Here is a 14,547-nt window from a genome sequence, read left to right as displayed (position 1 = left end):
GTCACTTCGCGTCGGCATAGCACTCCACCACCGCCGTCGTGAACGGGAACCGCACCGGTGTCTGCCCGAACGTGAGCCGTCCGGCGAGGTCGGCCGCGTCCCGTATCGCCGCCACGACGGTCTCGGTCTCCTCCTCGGGGCAGTGCACGATCACCTCGTCGTGCTGGAAGAAGACCAGCTCGGCCGCCAGGTCCGCGCAGGTCCGGCGCAGCGCCGCGAGCATCAGCAGGGCCCAGTCGGCGGCGCTGCCCTGGACCACGAAGTTGCGCGCGAAGCGGCCCCTGGCCCGGGAGTTGGTGGAGGCGTAGCCAGGCACCCAGCCCTCGGCCGCCTGCTCCTCCGGCTCCTCCTGGGGCATCCCCGCCTCCTCGGTGCCGTCGCCCGCGCCGGTCGCCGGCGGACAGGTCCGGCCCAGCCAGGTGCGCACCAGCCGGCCCTCCTCGCCGGCCCGCGCCGCCTCGTCGACGTAGGCGACCGCCTTGGGGAAACGGCGTCTGAGCGCGGCCAGGTTCTTCAGCCCGTCGCCCGAGGTCTGGCCGTAGACCGCGCCGAGGACGGCGAGCTTGGCCTGTGCACGGTCGCCGGAGAAGGCGCGGTCGGAGACGGACTGGTAGAGGTCGGTCTCCCGCCCGGCGACCTCCATCAGCCCGGGGTCGCGGGAGATCGCCGCCAGCACCCGCGGTTCCATCTGGTCGGCGTCGGCCACGACCAGCCGCCAGCCGGGGTCGGCGACCGCGGCCCGCCGGATCACCTTGGGGATCTGCAGTGCGCCCCCGCCGTTGGTCACCCAGCGCCCGGTGACGGTGCCGCCCGCGTGGAACTCGGGCCGGAAGCGGCCGTCGCGCACCCAGGCCTGGAGCCAGGTCCAGCCGTGCGCCACCCAGATCCGGTACAGCTTCTTGTATTCGAGGAGCGGCTTCACGGCCGGATGATCGATGCCGGAGAGCTCCCAGCGGCGGGTGGACTTCACCTTGATCCCGGCCTGGGCGAAGGCCTTGACCACGTCGGCCGGCAGATCCGGGCGCACCCGTCTGCCGAACGCGGCCGACACCTCGTCGGCCAGCTCGGCCAGCCGGCGCGGCTCGCCGCCGCCCGCGTACCGCTCGCCGAGGAGTTCGCGCAGCACCTCGCGGTGGACCTCGGCGCTCCAGGGCACGCCCGCGCCGTTCATCTCGGCGGCGATCAGCATCCCGGCCGACTCGGCGGCGGTCAGCAGCCGCATCCGGTCCGGGTGTTCGGCCCGGTCGTGCCGGCGCTGCTGCTCGGCGTAGACCGTGAGGAGTTCGTCGAGCGTCAGGCGGGCGGTGCCCTGCGGCTCGAACAGCGGGGACTGCGCGCCCGGCTCGGCCGCGCGCTGCGGCGGGTCGGGCGGTACGGGGCCGCCGCGGAGGCGGGCCAGGGCGGCGGCGGCCGAATGCGGCTCGCCGGACCGTCCCTCGTGGCCCAGCAGAAGTGTCTCGGCGTCCTCGATGTCGTAGCACCGCTCCACTCGCACCCCCGTGGCGAGCAGACGCGGGTAGACCTCGGCGGTCGACCGCCACACCCAGCGCGTCACCTCCGGGCGGCCCCTGACCGCCCCGGCGAGATCGGGCTCCCGCCGCACCGGCCCGGCGGGCAGCCCGTCCGGACCGAGGGGGGCGACGTCCACGCCACCGTCCTCGGCCGGAGCCAGAGCCCACCGGTCGGTCATGCTGCGAGTGTGGCAGCCGCCACTGACAATCGCGCTGAGCTGCGAATTCGCTGTGTCGAGGGACTCTTCAGCCGGCCTCGCCGTCCTTCGGTCCGTCCGCGGCCCGCTGCTCCGCCAGCAGCAGGCCCAGCACCTTGGCGACGTACTCCTCGGTCGCCGGCTTGGTGATGCCCAGCCCGCTGAGGACGCCGTCGCCGTTCTCGTGTTCCAGGAGGGCCAGCAGCAGGTGTTCGGTGCCGATGTAGTTGTGGCCGAGGCGGAGGGCCTCGCGGAAGGTGAGTTCGAGGGCCTTCTTGGCCTCCGTGCCGTAGGGGACGAGGTCGGGGGCGTCGTCCGAGGCCGGGGGCAGCGCGGCCGTCGCCGTCTGGCGCACGGTGTCGAGGAGGACGCCCTGCGCGAGGATCGCCTTCGCCGCGATGCCGTCCGGTTCCGCCAGCAGGCCGAGGACCAGGTGCTCGGGGCGGCCCTCGGGGTTGCGGGCCGCGACCGCCTCGTTGTGGGCCGCCATCACCACGTTCCGGGCGCGGGGGGTGTAGCGGTCGAAGCCCTGGCTGGGGTCGAGGGCGGCGGACTCCTTCGGCACGAAGCGCTTCTGTGCCGCCTGCCGGGTCACGCCCATGCTCTTGCCGATCTCGGACCAGGACGCGCCCGACCGCCGGGCCTGGTCGACGAAGTGGCCGATCAGGTGGTCGGCCACGTCGCCCAGGTGGTCGGCGGCGATCACCGCGTCCTGGAGCTGGTCGAGGGGTTCGGGGTGCACCTTCTTGATCGCCGCGATCAGGTCGTCGAGGCGTACGGATGCCGTGATGTTCGGGTCGGTAGCCATATGTCAACCTTAGGTTGACACCTAAGCCCTGTCAACCCTCGGTTGACACCTGTGGACGGGTGGTGAGTGGCTGGGCCCCGGAACGTTGTCCACAGGCTGTGGACGGCCACCGACCGCTGTCGGCGCCGCATGGCACGATCGACACGTGACCAGCAGCCAGCCCAGCACCGTCGACCGAGCTTTCCGGAGCGCCCTGTACGACGACACCGACACCGGCCTCGACACGGGCGCGTCCCTCCTCGCGGCCGACTCCGGTGCCGACGCGGAACTCGCGCACCGGGGCCGGGAGTTCGTCGCGGCGGCCTGGCGGCGCGGCTGGCAGCCCGCCGACGTGGTCCGGCTGGTGCGCCGCGAGCTGGACGACCCGCACGTACGGCTCGCCGCCGGGCTGATCCGGGCGCAGGCACCGGACGACCGGCCGCGCGGCCCTCGCTGGCGGGCGCAGCTCGACGCGCTGCCGGAGGCGGACGGCGGCCCCGCGCGCGTGGGCGACCGTTTCTCGCACGCCACCGCCGTGCTGGAGCTCTACCGGCTGCTGCTGCGGCTGCCCGCCCTGGAACCCCTGGACGAGCCCCGGCCCGCCGCGGCCGGGCACCGCCCGGAGTCCTCCCGCATGCTCACCCGGATCCGCGCGCTGCTCGCCAAGGCGGAGGCCACCGGCTTTCCGGAGGAGGCGGAGGCGCTGAGCGCCAAGGCGCAGGAGCTGATGGCCCGGCACAGCGTGGACGAGGCGCTGCTCGCCGCGGGGGCGCCCGCGCCGGACGCGCCGGGCGCCTGCCGGATCGGCGTCGAGCCGCCTTACGAGCAGGCCAAGGCGGTGCTGCTGGACGCGGTGGCCACGGCCAACCACTGCCGCGCGGTGTGGAACGAGCCGCTGGCCTTCTCCACGGTCGTCGGCTTCGAGGCGGACCTGGAGGTGGTCGAGCTGCTCCACACCTCGCTGCTGGTGCAGGCCACGCACGCGATGACGAAGGCGGAGGCGGCGCAGCGGGCGGGCGGCCGCAAACGCACGAAGACCTTCCGCCAGTCCTTCCTGGCGGCCTACGCCCACCGGGTCGGCGACCGCCTCAGAGCAGCGGCCCGGTCGGCCCTGGCCGACACCGACCCGTCCCGGGACCTTCTCCCGGTCCTGGCCACGAGAGAGCTGGCCGTGACCGACCGCATGGCCCAGATGTTCCCGGACACCACCACGACCCGCCTGCGCGGCATCACCGACGAGGCCGGCTGGACAGAGGGCACCAAAGCAGCAGACCAGGCCCAGGTCCACTCCCACCCCCAACTCCCCTGACCCACACCCCACCCCGTCAGGGGCGCGGGGGACTGCGCGGGAACGCCCATGGCGTGGCGCGGATCCACGGCGCTGGCCCCCGTCAGGGGCGCGGGGAACTGCGCGGGAACCCCCATGGCGTGGCGCGGATCCACGGCGCTGGCCCCGTCAGGGGCGCGGGGAACTGCGCGGGAACCCCCACCGCCGGTAAGCCGAAGCCCGGCCGAAATGCGACCGCGCCGCCCTCGACTCAGTCCCCCGCCTGCTGAAACGCCCCCACCGAGGCGTTCGGCTTCTCCGCCGCCCCCTGGCGGCCCGCCACCGCCCCGTACTTCCACGGGAAGCTCTCCGTCGCGTCGCCCCCCGGCAGCGCCACCGTCAGCGACGTCGCCGCGAGGCTCCCCCCGTCGCCGTCCTTGCCGCGCACGTAGCTGATGGAGAACGTCGCGGAGTCGCCCTTGGCGAGCTTGAGCTGCACGCTCTTCGCCCCCGACTGCGTGCCGACCGCCGCCGACGTGCCGCCGCCCGCCTTCAGCGTGACCCCGGCGAAGCCGTCCAGCGTGCACGGCGCGCTCTGGTTGGTGATGCTCACCGGCACCTCGCCGGTGTCCCCCGCGGCCGGCGCCACGCTCGCGGAGCCGACCTGGACGGAGACCTTGCCGATCTCGCAGGCCGAGCTGTTCTTGCCGCTGGAGCTGGAACCGGAGCCGCTGCCATTGCAGGCGGTCAGGGCCAGTGCGGCGGCGACGGCGGTGACGGTGAGCGGAATGGCGCGCATGTGCAGATCCCCATCGAGGTCGTGACGGTGTTCCAGCATCATCACGCCCCGGCCCGGGCCCCGCGCGCCCGCCCCCGCTTTCGACCGCCTCCCGGAGTGTCCCCGCCGCCCGCCCGGGCCGCTGGGAACACGCCTGCCGCCGGTCGGGAACGGCCCTGCCGGGGCCTATTGTCCCAGGTTCGCCGTCGGCAGCCCCGACGGCAGCTTGCCGCCCTCGGCCCTGGTGTAGGTCTCCTCGCCCGATTTTCCGGACCAGGTGACTTTCATGCCGCTCTTGCTGACCGAGTCCACCATTCCGGTGACCCGGTCCTTGCTGCCGTCCGTGCAGGTGAGGTGGATCATCCGCATCCCGGCCTCCTCACCGGCGCTCCCGCTGCACACCGCCCCGCCGGTCTCGAAGAGCCCGGCCTCCTTGCCGGTGACGACCAGCGCGACGATCTTGCCGCCGCTCGTGGTGATCCAGCTGCCCTGCAGCGCGTCGGAGGAGGCCGTGGAACCGTCCGAACCGCCCGCGGCGGTGGCGTCGGCGGACGACGTGCCGGACGGGGTGGCCGAGGAGTCGCCGCCGGACCCGTCGCCCCCGCTGCACGCGGTCAGCGCGAGCGCGCCCGCCAGCCCCGCGGCGGCGGCCACGACCCGCAGAGCCGGCCGCGGGCGCGCGCCCGCCCCGGCCGCCCCCGCCGAAGCGCTCCGCCCCACCGCCGCGGGCGTGACCGAAGCCGTCGCCGTCTCCCTGCGCGCCGTCTCCCTGCGCGTCGTAGCCGTACTCGCCGTAGCCGTGGTCACCGCAACGCTCCCGGGTTCTAGGGGGTCGGCCGCCCGGCCGCCCGGACGACAGCGGCAAGCTACCAGCACTCACCTGGAGGACCTGCGTATGCCGTGTAGGTATCCGCTGTGGGTCTGTTCCCGCGGATTCGGCGGCGACAGGCCGTACGTACGACCGCGGGCCGGCCTCGGTCGGGTCGCTCCCCCCGACGTCCTCGACGTGCGGGTTCCCGCCTACGGCAGGTGGCGGATGCCGTCCCTCCGGCGGTCCGGTCCCGATCCGGCCAATCTCACTCACCGGACCGTCACATGGACGCTGGAACACCTGGGCCGGGGTAAGCGTCTTTTCTTAGTGCATGAAGGATTCGATCCGGGCGATCCCGCGCAGATGGCGGCGCGCGATCATGGACGGGGGCTGGCGGTCGCATGTCCTGCGGACTCTGGGGCAGACGCTGGAACGGGTTGGGTAAAGCGGACGTCAAAGCTGTAACCGCAGGAACACCCCGCGTGCACGTGCATCTGCTCATGCATCTGCACGTGAACAAGGTTATGATCCGGGTCAGTTGACCGCTGCATCAATGGTCACATCAGCCAGTTAGTGCACACCGGGGAGCGACCTGTGGACCTCGACGTTGACGGCGTGTACGGGGGGTTTGACGTGTACAACGGCATGGCTGCCACGCAGCTGGACGGAGTGGCCTGGCAGAAGAGCAGGCACAGCAACTCGCAGGGGTCCTGCGTGGAGTTCGCCCGGCTGCCGGGCGGCGACGTGGCGGTGCGCAACTCGCGCTTCCCGGACGGGCCGGCGCTCGTCTATACGCGCGCCGAGATCGAGGCGATGCTGCTGGGCGTCAAGGACGGCGAGTTCGACCACCTGATCACGAGCTGACGGCCGCCGTGTCCGGGGCAGCCCGGTACGTTCGGTGCGCAGCGTGCGGGTAACGCGCGTAGAAACCCGGCGTCCGAAGACGCCGGGTCCGTCATTCGGCGGCCTGCAGCCGGAACAGGGCCCACACGACCTTGCCGCTGAGGGTGCCCGCCAGCGGGTGCCAGCCCCAGCCGTCGCTGAACGAGTCGACCAGGAACAGCCCGCGGCCGGACTCCGCCGAGAAGTCCTCGGAGTCGCGCGGGACGGGCGTCTCGTGGCTGGGGTCGCGCACCGCGCACACCAGCCGTCCGGTCCACCGCATCAGGTGCAGCCGCACCGCCGGCCCCTGCGGCGGCGCGAGGCAGTCCGTCTCACCGGGCACCGCGTGCCGCAGGGCGTTGGTGACGAGTTCCGAGACGACGAGACAGATGTCGTCGAAGCGGTCGCCGACGTCCCACTGGCCGAGTGTTCTCCGGGTGAACCGGCGGGCCTCGCGCACCGCTTCGTAACGGGCGGGCAGGGCGCAGGAGGCGGCGTTGGACACGGCCGCGGGATCAAGCGGCGGAAGGCCCTGCCGTAATGGCTTGAGCATGGTCGATCCATTCGTCCCCATGCGAGGCACTCCCGGGAATTCGCGGTCGTTGCGATGCAGCGGTGGCGCGGGACCATGGTTTCGGATGCGCACAGCAGATGCAAGGGCAGATGCACGTGCACGCGACCGAATTGGACCCTCCCGTACCGCTTGTTGGCCATTTTTTCCGCCAACTTGCTGCTCTTGGCTTACTACCTGCTTGCCAGTTCCTGTGCTTAAACTTTGGCCGCTTGCCGTTTCCGTAACCGGACGAGTACTGCTCGGAGTGTTTTAGTGGCAGACTGCGGGCCCTGAAGACGGTTGGGGAGGCTGGCGAACGTGAGCGCGGGAGAGCCCGGATCGGTGGTGCGGCGAATGCTGCTCGGCTCGCAACTCAGGCGGCTGCGCGAGGCCCGGGGGATCACTCGTGAGGCCGCCGGGTACTCGATCCGCGCCTCGGAGTCGAAGATCAGTCGCATGGAGCTGGGCCGGGTGAGCTTCAAGACCAGGGACGTGGAAGACCTGCTGACGCTGTACGGCATCACCGACGAGGCCGAGCGCGAACAGTTGCTCTCCCTCGCCCGCGAGGCCAACGTGGCCGGCTGGTGGCACAGTTACTCCGACGTCCTGCCGACCTGGTTCCCCACCTATGTCGGCCTGGAGGGTGCGGCGCACCTGATCCGCGCCTACGAGGTGCAGTTCGTCCACGGGCTCCTCCAGACCGAGGAGTACGCGCGCGCCGTGGTGCGCCGCGGTATGCGGGGGGCCGGCGAGGCCGACGTCGAACGGCGGGTCACGCTGCGCCTGGAGCGGCAGAAGTACCTGGTGGCCGAAAACGCCCCCGACTTCCACATCGTCCTCGACGAGGCCGCCCTGCGCCGCCCCTACGGCGACCGCGAGGTGATGCGCGGCCAGCTCCAGCACCTCGTCGAGATCTCCGAACGGCCCAACGTGCGGCTGCAGATCATGCCGTTCAGCTTCGGCGGGCACTCCGGGGAGGGCGGTTCCTTCACCATCCTGAGCTTCCCCGAGTCGGACCTGTCCGACGTGGTCTACCTGGAGCAGCTCACCAGCGCCCTCTACCTCGACAAGCGCGAGGACGTCGCCCAGTACGAGCTGGCGCTCAAGGAACTCCAGCAGGACAGCCCGGGCCCGGACGAGAGCCGGGACCTGCTGCGCGGTCTGCTGCAGCTCTCCTAGCCCGCGGCCGCTCTCCCGGGGCTCTCCCCAGAAGTTCGCTCTCCGTCCCCAACTGGCGTGTCACACAAGTACGATGACGTGTGATCAGACCGTGATGTTGATCATGGCCGCTAGTGATTTGGGGATCGCATGTCGTCGTACTTCACTGACCTGGCCCAGCAGTACATCGACGGTGAGTGGCGCCAGGGGACCGGGTCCTGGGACATCATCGACTTCAACCCGTACGACGGCGAGAAGCTCGCGTCGATCACCATAGCCGCGGTCGACGAGATAGATCAGGCCTACCAGGCCGCCGCGCGCGCCCAGAAGCAGTGGGCCGCCACCAATCCCTATGCCCGCCGTGCCGTCTTCGAGAAGGCCCTGCGCCTGATCGAGGAGCGCGAGGCGGAGATCACCGAGGCGATCATCGCCGAGCTCGGCGGCACACACCTGAAGGCCGCCTTCGAGCTGCACCTCGCCAAGGAGTTCCTGCGCGAGTCGATCCAGTGGGCGCTGCGTCCCGAGGGCCGGATCCTGCCCTCCCCGGTGGACGGCAAGGAGAACCGCGTCTATCGGGTGCCGGTCGGCGTGGTGGGCGTGATCAGCCCCTTCAACTTCCCCTTCCTGCTCTCGATCAAGTCGGTCGCCCCGGCGCTCGCCCTCGGCAACGCCGTGGTCCTCAAGCCGCACCAGAACACCCCGATCGTCGGCGGCACCCTGGTCGCGAAGCTCTTCGAGGACGCGGGCCTGCCCGGCGGCCTGCTCAACGTCGTCGTCACCGACATCGCGGAGATCGGCGACGCCTTCATCGAGCACCCGGTCCCCAAGGTCATCTCCTTCACCGGCTCCGACAAGGTCGGCCGGCACGTGGCCACCGTCTGCGCCTCGCTCTTCAAGCGCTCGGTGCTCGAACTGGGCGGCAACAGCGCCATCGTCGTCCTCGACGACGCCGACATCGACTACGCGGTCGACGCTGCGGTCTTCAGCCGGTACGTGCACCAGGGCCAGGTCTGCATGGCCGCCAACCGCGTCCTGGTCGACCGCTCCGTCGCGGACGAGTTCACCGAGAAGTTCGTCGCCAAGGTGAGGACCCTCAAGACCGGCGACCCGAACGACCCGCAGACCGTCATCGGCCCGCTGATCAACTCCCAGCAGGCGGAGTCGATTTCGGCCACCGTCGAGCAGGCCGTCGCCGAGGGCGCCACCGCCCTGGTGCGCGGCACGACCACCGACAACCTGGTCGGGCCCTCGGTCCTCACCGGCGTCCCGGCCGACTCCGACCTGCTCCGCCAGGAGGTCTTCGGCCCGGTCGCCTTCCTCATCCCGTTCGACGGCGAGGAGGAGGCCGTACGCCTGGTCAACGACACCCCCTACGGCCTCAGCGGTGCGGTCCACACCGGGGACGTCGAGCGGGGCGTGGCCTTCGCCAAGCAGATCGACACCGGGATGTTCCACGTCAACGACGGCACCGTCCACGACGAGCCCGTCGTCCCCTTCGGCGGCGAGAAGCACTCCGGGATCGGCCGCCTGAACGGCGAGACGACCGTGGAGTCCTTCACCACCCTGAAGTGGATCTCGGTGCAGCACGGCCGGAGCGGTTTCCCGTTCTGACCGGCGAAGTTCGGCCACCCGGGCCCTTTAGGACGCGTCCTGTCCTAAAGGGCCCGTAGCTTCGGTCGTGTCAGGTCAGCACAACCCGAAAGGCGGCCGGTCATGGTCACTCACGTTCCCGCGGAAGCACAGGGCGACGAGCGCGGAGCACTGCTCTCCTTCATCGAGGAGCAGCGCGGCGGCATCCGCCGGGCGCTGCTCGGCCTGACCGACGAGCAGGCCGCCGGGCGGCCGAGCGCGAGCCAACTGTCCCTGGCGGGCCTGCTCAAGCACTGTGCGGAGGTCGAGCAGAGCTGGATCGCGCGGGCCAGGCAGGAACCGCCGGCGATCGAGCGCGACCAGTCGAACTGGCACGAGACCTTCCAGCTGGTCGGCGACGAGACGGTGGCCTCCCAGCTCGCCTACTGGGAGCAGGTCGCGGCCGAGACGGAGAAGTTCATCCGCTCCGTCCCCAGCCTCGACGACACCTTCCCGCTCCCGCCGCAGCCCTGGTTCCCGCCGGAGGGCCGGGTGTCCATGCGCTGGGTCTGCCTGCACCTGATCCGCGAGACCGCCCGGCACGCCGGCCACGCGGACATCATCCGCGAGTCCCTGGACGGGAAGACGGCCTTCGAGCTGGTGGCCTTGGAACAGGGCGCGTAGGCGCTCCGAAGGGGGCGCTGGGGGTACCCCCGGCCGAAGGCTGGGGGAGCCGCGTGACCAGCCACGACGGCGCCGTGGACGACGCACGGCCGACGGACACGTCGCGCGGCCCCTCCGGCGGCACGCTCAGTGGTGGAAGCTGGTGGCCGCCTCCTTGTCGTGGGTCAGCGGGTGCGGCTGCCGGCGCAGGCCGGGCAGCAGCCGGGACAGGTCGTCGACGAACAGGTCCGCCAGGTCCTTCGAGAAGCCGTTGCGGCACACCACCCGCAGCACGGACAGATCCTCCCGGTTCGCCGGGAAGGTGTACGCGGGCACCAGCCAGCCGCTCTCGCGCAGCCGCCGGGACACGTCGAAGACGTCGTACGCGGTCACGTGGTCGGCCGTGGTGAACGCGAACACGGGCAGCTCGTCGCCCCGGGTGAGCAGGCGGAAGTCGCCGAGCGCCTCGATGCGTTCGGCGAGCCCGGTGGCCACGTCCCGGGACGCCTGCTGCACCGCGCGGTAGCCGTCCCGGCCCAGGCGCAGGAAGGTGTAGTACTGCGCGACCACCTGGGCGCCGGGGCGGGAGAAGTTGAGGGCGAAGGTGGGCATGTCGCCGCCCAGGTAGTTGACCCGGAAGACCAGTTCCTCGGGCAGCGCCTCCTTGTCCCGCCACAGCGCCCAGCCGACACCCGGATAGACCAGCCCGTACTTGTGGCCCGATGTGTTGATCGACGCCACGCGCGGGAGCCGGAAGTCCCACACCAGGTCCTCGTCGAGGAAGGGCGCGACCATCCCGCCGGACGCGCCGTCCACGTGCACCGGGACGTCGATCCCGGTGCGCTCCTGGAGGGCGTCCAGAGCCGCGCAGAGGTCGGCGACCGGCTCGTAGGAGCCGTCGAAGGTGGAACCGAGGATGGCGACGACACCGATGGTGTTCTCGTCGCAGAGGTCGGCGGCGGCCTGCGCGTCCAGGTGGTAGCGGTCGCCCTCCATGGGCACGAACCGCGGCTCCACCTCCCAGAAGTTGCAGAACTTCTCCCAGCAGACCTGGACGTTGATGCCCATGATCAGGTTCGGGCGGGCGCTGCCGGGATAGCGGTCGGTGTTGCGCTGCATCCAGCGCCGCTTGAGCGCCATCCCGGCCAGCATGCAGGCCTCGCTGGAGCCGGTCGTCGAACAGCCGATGGTGTTCGCCGGATCCGGCGCGTTCCACAGGTCGGCGAGCATCGCCACACAGCGCCGCTCCAGTTCCGCGGTGCGCGGGTACTCGTCCTTGTCGATCATGTTCTTGTCGTCGCACTCCGTCATCAGGATCCCGGCCTGGGGCTCCATCCAGGTGGTGACGAAAGTGGCCAGATTCAGCCGGGCGTTGCCGTCCAGCATCAGCTCGTCGTGCACCAGCTGGTAGGCGGTCGAGGGCGGCAGCGGGCCGTCCGGCAGCCGGTGGGTGGGCGGGGCCTCGGCCATGCCGGCGACCGGGTTCGCCTCACCGAAGAACGGGTTGACGGACATGAGTCGCTCTTGGTGCTTCTGGGGGCCTTTGTGGAGCGGCATGAGGAGTGCCTCCTGGACGACATGGACGAAATGAACGATATGGGCCATACGAAGGACGTGACCGGCACGCGGGAGTTCACAAGGATCAGCGCAGGGCCGTACCGTCCGCCCGCAATTGCATTCTCGGCCGCCCGGTCACCAGCAGCCACGCGGGCAGCGACGCGATGCACAGCAGCGCGACGACGCTCGCCGAGGCCACCAGCACCGAGGCCGTGAACAGGCTCACCCAGCCCTGCCGGGTGATCGCCAACAGCATGCCCAGTACACCCGCCGCCACCCCCACCGAGGGCTGGACCGCAGGCACCAGGGCGTGGGCGCACAGCCCGAGGGTGGCGCCGATGAACACCGACGGAAAGATCCGGCCACCGCGGAACCCGCAGGCGGCGGCCACCAGCAGCGCGGCCAGCTTGACGACCGCCATCGCGGCGAACTGCCCGGCGGACCAGCCCGCCGGGTCCTTCGCCAGTTCCGCGACCTCGTCCAGCCCCTTGAAGAGCGTCAGATGGCCGCCCAGCGCCCCCAGGAGGCCCAGCACGAGCCCGCCGGCCGGAAGGGCCACCATGGGGTGCCCGAGGCGCCGGAAGGCGCCGTGGACGGACGGGAAGGCACGGACGGCGCACATGCCGAACAGCGCGGCCGCGGGCGCGATCACCAGGACCGCCACCAGATCGGGCCAGCGCGGGTGGCCGAGCGCGGGCAGGCCGAGGTCCAGGGTCGGGCGGGCCACCAGGGCGGTCGTCATCGAACCCGCACCCGCGGCCATCAGCGGCCCGAAGAGGTTGTCCCACAGTGCCCCCTTCAGGGGCTTCCCGGCCAGCGCCTCGGAGATCACCAGGGCCGCCGCCACCGGCGTCCCGAACAGCGCGCCCAGGGTCGCCGCGTCGGCCAGTGCGGGCCACAGCGAGCCCGGCAGCCGGGGCATCGCGAGCCGCCCCAGCCACAGTGCCAGCCCGACGTTGACGGCGATGAGGGGGTTCTCCGGACCGAGGCTCGGCCCGCCCGCCAGTACCAGCACGGTCGCCAGCACCAGCCCCGGCAGCACGGCAGGCGGCAGCGCCACCGCCTCCAGGCCCAGGGTGGCCGGATCCGGCCCCGCGTGCCCCGGCACCAGCCACACCACCAGCCCCACCGCGATCCCGGTGGCCGTCAGCATCACCAGCATCCACAGCACCGAGTAGCGTCCGATGCCGAGCGCGTCGGGCAGGTTCTTCCACAGCACGTGCTGCAGCCGTTCGGCCAGCGAGCTCACCAGCAGGAACAGCAGGCTGCTGCCTACGCCGACGACGAGGGCGGGCAGGATCAGCGGCAGCAGGGCGCGCGCGGGGGCCGAGGGCGGGGTGGGGAGCGCCTGCGGCGCGGTGTCCTGGGCCACGGGCTCACGATAAGCGGGCAAAACAGACGTAACATCCCGAACTTCGCGACGGGCGGTGTCCGTGGGCCCTCCCGCGGAACGGGCTTGCACCTCACGTGACGTGAGGACCCAGGGTGGAGCGCGGAAAGGAGCGGAAAGTGAACTACTCCGTAGGACAGGCCGCCGGGTTCGCCGGCGTCACCGTGCGCACCCTGCACCACTACGACGAGATCGGCCTGCTGGTGCCGGGCGAGCGCAGCGCCGCCGGACACCGGCGCTACGGCGACGCCGACCTCGACCGGCTGCAGAAGATCCTGTTCTACCGGGAGCTCGGCTTCCCGCTCGAGGAGGTCGCCGCCCTGCTCGACGACCCGGACGCGGACCCGCGCGCGCAGCTGCGCCGGCAGCACGACCTGCTGACCGCCCGGATCGAGAAGCTGCAGCAGATGGCCGCGGCCGTGGAGCACGCCATGGAGGCACGCAGGATGGGCATCGACCTCACCCCCGAGGAACGCTTCGAGGTCTTCGGCGACAAGGACCCCGAGCAGTACGCCGAGGAGGCCGAGCAACGCTGGGGCGGCACCGAGGCCTACGCCGAGTCCCAGCGCCGCGCGGCCCGCTACACCAAGGCCGACTGGCAGCGCATGAAGGCCGAGGTCGACGACTGGAGCGCGCGTTACGCCGCCCTGGTGACCGCCGCCGAGCCGCCGGCCGGCGAACGGGCCATGGACATGGCGGAGGAGCACCGGCAGCACATCTCGACCTGGTTCTACGACTGCCCGCCCGAGATGCACCGCTGCCTCGCCGCCATGTACGTCTCCGACGAGCGCTTCCGGGCCTTCTACGACGCGATGGCCCCGGGCCTGGCCGAGCACCTCAAGGAGGCGATCGAGGCGAACGCGGCCCGGCACCCGGCCTGACCCGGCCGGGGCCACAGCGGCAGGGGGTGGCCCCGGGGCCACCCCCTGCCGTTCACCCGGACCTACTCCCTGTCGATGACGACGGCGGTGCCGTACGCGCAGACCTCGGTCCCCGTGTCCGCCGCCTCGGTCACGTCGAACCGGAAGGCGAGCACGGCGTTGGCCCCACGCGCGCGTGCCTGCTCGATCAGCCGCTCCATGGCCTGGTTGCGGGTCTGGACGAGGGTCTTCGTCAGCCCCTTCAGCTCGCCGCCGATCATCGACTTCAGACCGGCCCCGATCTGACTGCCCAGGTGCCGGGAGCGCACGGTCAGCCCGAAGACCTCGCCGACGACCTCCCGCACGCGGTACCCGGGAACGTCGTTCGTGGTGACGACCAGCACATCGGCCTGCGGCCCCTGACCGCCGCCGTACTCTTCGATACCCATGTCCACAGCCATTCCCCAGGCCGGGCACAGCCCACCCAGGTTCCACCGGTGGAACCTGGGGCGGACACTTGACGTTGATAGTTTTGTGCGCCCGCACTAGGAACCCGACGTGCCT

At 71.5% G+C, this 14,547-nt stretch carries 14 protein-coding genes and 1 pseudogene; 7 read left to right on the top strand and 8 right to left on the bottom strand.

Features of this window, described 5'->3' with window-relative positions; all coding sequences use genetic code 11:
* Position 1: 1 nt before the first annotated feature.
* Entirely contained in the window at positions 2-1,690 is a 1,689-nt protein-coding gene (locus AB0472_RS07110) for a bifunctional 3'-5' exonuclease/DNA polymerase (protein WP_366354128.1), read from the bottom strand.
* Positions 1,691-1,757: 67 nt separating this feature from the next.
* Positions 1,758-2,516: a Clp protease N-terminal domain-containing protein gene (locus tag AB0472_RS07105; RefSeq protein ID WP_366354126.1), complete on the bottom strand. Its 759-nt coding sequence runs from the start codon at positions 2,514-2,516 to the stop codon at positions 1,758-1,760.
* Positions 2,517-2,661: 145 nt separating this feature from the next.
* On the opposite strand from AB0472_RS07105, the gene AB0472_RS07100 reads away from it, so the two are divergent.
* On the top strand, positions 2,662-3,804 hold the full coding sequence (locus tag AB0472_RS07100) for a DUF2786 domain-containing protein (protein ID WP_366354124.1): 1,143 nt from the start codon (positions 2,662-2,664) through the stop codon (positions 3,802-3,804).
* A gap of 229 nt (positions 3,805-4,033) precedes the next feature.
* Here AB0472_RS07100 and AB0472_RS07095 read toward each other — a convergent pair whose 3' ends face one another.
* On the bottom strand, positions 4,034-4,561 hold the full coding sequence (locus tag AB0472_RS07095) for a DUF4232 domain-containing protein (RefSeq protein WP_366354122.1): 528 nt from the start codon (positions 4,559-4,561) through the stop codon (positions 4,034-4,036).
* A gap of 165 nt (positions 4,562-4,726) precedes the next feature.
* Positions 4,727-5,347, bottom strand: a complete 621-nt coding sequence (locus AB0472_RS07090) for a hypothetical protein (RefSeq protein WP_366354120.1) — start codon at positions 5,345-5,347, stop codon at positions 4,727-4,729.
* 280 nt (positions 5,348-5,627) lie between these two features.
* On the opposite strand from AB0472_RS07090, the pseudogene AB0472_RS07085 reads away from it, so the two are divergent.
* Both AB0472_RS07085 and AB0472_RS07080 read left to right on the top strand, forming a co-directional pair.
* Positions 5,628-5,796 (top strand): annotated as a pseudogene (locus AB0472_RS07085) (SRPBCC domain-containing protein); the annotation flags it as partial.
* A gap of 200 nt (positions 5,797-5,996) precedes the next feature.
* Positions 5,997-6,215, top strand: coding sequence for a DUF397 domain-containing protein (locus AB0472_RS07080; RefSeq protein ID WP_089100703.1), 219 nt, complete (start codon positions 5,997-5,999; stop codon positions 6,213-6,215).
* A gap of 91 nt (positions 6,216-6,306) precedes the next feature.
* Here the strand turns inward: AB0472_RS07080 and AB0472_RS07075 are convergent, their stop codons facing one another.
* Positions 6,307-6,807, bottom strand: a complete 501-nt coding sequence (locus AB0472_RS07075; RefSeq protein WP_366354118.1) for an ATP-binding protein — start codon at positions 6,805-6,807, stop codon at positions 6,307-6,309.
* A gap of 333 nt (positions 6,808-7,140) precedes the next feature.
* Here AB0472_RS07075 and AB0472_RS07070 point away from each other — a divergent pair, with 333 nt between their 5' ends.
* The 3 genes from AB0472_RS07070 to AB0472_RS07060 all read left to right on the top strand — a co-directional run bounded on the left by AB0472_RS07070 (position 7,141) and on the right by AB0472_RS07060 (position 10,197).
* Positions 7,141-7,965: a helix-turn-helix transcriptional regulator gene (locus tag AB0472_RS07070; protein WP_366354649.1), complete on the top strand. Its 825-nt coding sequence runs from the start codon at positions 7,141-7,143 to the stop codon at positions 7,963-7,965.
* A gap of 129 nt (positions 7,966-8,094) precedes the next feature.
* Positions 8,095-9,555, top strand: a complete 1,461-nt coding sequence (locus tag AB0472_RS07065; protein ID WP_366354116.1) for an aldehyde dehydrogenase family protein — start codon at positions 8,095-8,097, stop codon at positions 9,553-9,555.
* A gap of 102 nt (positions 9,556-9,657) precedes the next feature.
* Positions 9,658-10,197 (top strand): DinB family protein, encoded by a 540-nt coding sequence (locus AB0472_RS07060; protein WP_366354115.1) that lies wholly within the window; start codon positions 9,658-9,660, stop codon positions 10,195-10,197.
* 126 nt (positions 10,198-10,323) lie between these two features.
* On the opposite strand, the gene AB0472_RS07055 is transcribed toward AB0472_RS07060, so the two are convergent.
* Complete coding sequence (locus AB0472_RS07055) at positions 10,324-11,733, bottom strand: glutamate decarboxylase (RefSeq protein ID WP_366354113.1); 1,410 nt, start codon at positions 11,731-11,733, stop codon at positions 10,324-10,326.
* A gap of 85 nt (positions 11,734-11,818) precedes the next feature.
* Entirely contained in the window at positions 11,819-13,105 is a 1,287-nt protein-coding gene (locus AB0472_RS07050) for an ion channel protein (protein WP_366354111.1), read from the bottom strand.
* Between the two features lie 137 nt (positions 13,106-13,242).
* On the opposite strand from AB0472_RS07050, the gene AB0472_RS07045 reads away from it, so the two are divergent.
* The gene (locus AB0472_RS07045; RefSeq protein ID WP_366354109.1) at positions 13,243-14,004 is read left to right on the top strand and encodes a MerR family transcriptional regulator; all 762 of its coding nucleotides are present in this window, start codon (positions 13,243-13,245) and stop codon (positions 14,002-14,004) included.
* A gap of 62 nt (positions 14,005-14,066) precedes the next feature.
* Here AB0472_RS07045 and AB0472_RS07040 read toward each other — a convergent pair whose 3' ends face one another.
* Positions 14,067-14,432 (bottom strand): YbjQ family protein, encoded by a 366-nt coding sequence (locus tag AB0472_RS07040; protein ID WP_093508133.1) that lies wholly within the window; start codon positions 14,430-14,432, stop codon positions 14,067-14,069.
* Positions 14,433-14,547 lie beyond the last annotated feature (115 nt).

The organism is Streptomyces sp. NPDC086777 (assembly GCF_040702065.1).
Classification (GTDB): Bacteria; Actinomycetota; Actinomycetes; order Streptomycetales; family Streptomycetaceae; genus Streptomyces.
Note: the sequence above shows the minus strand (reverse complement) of the source record. Positions and strands in the feature narration are given on the sequence as shown.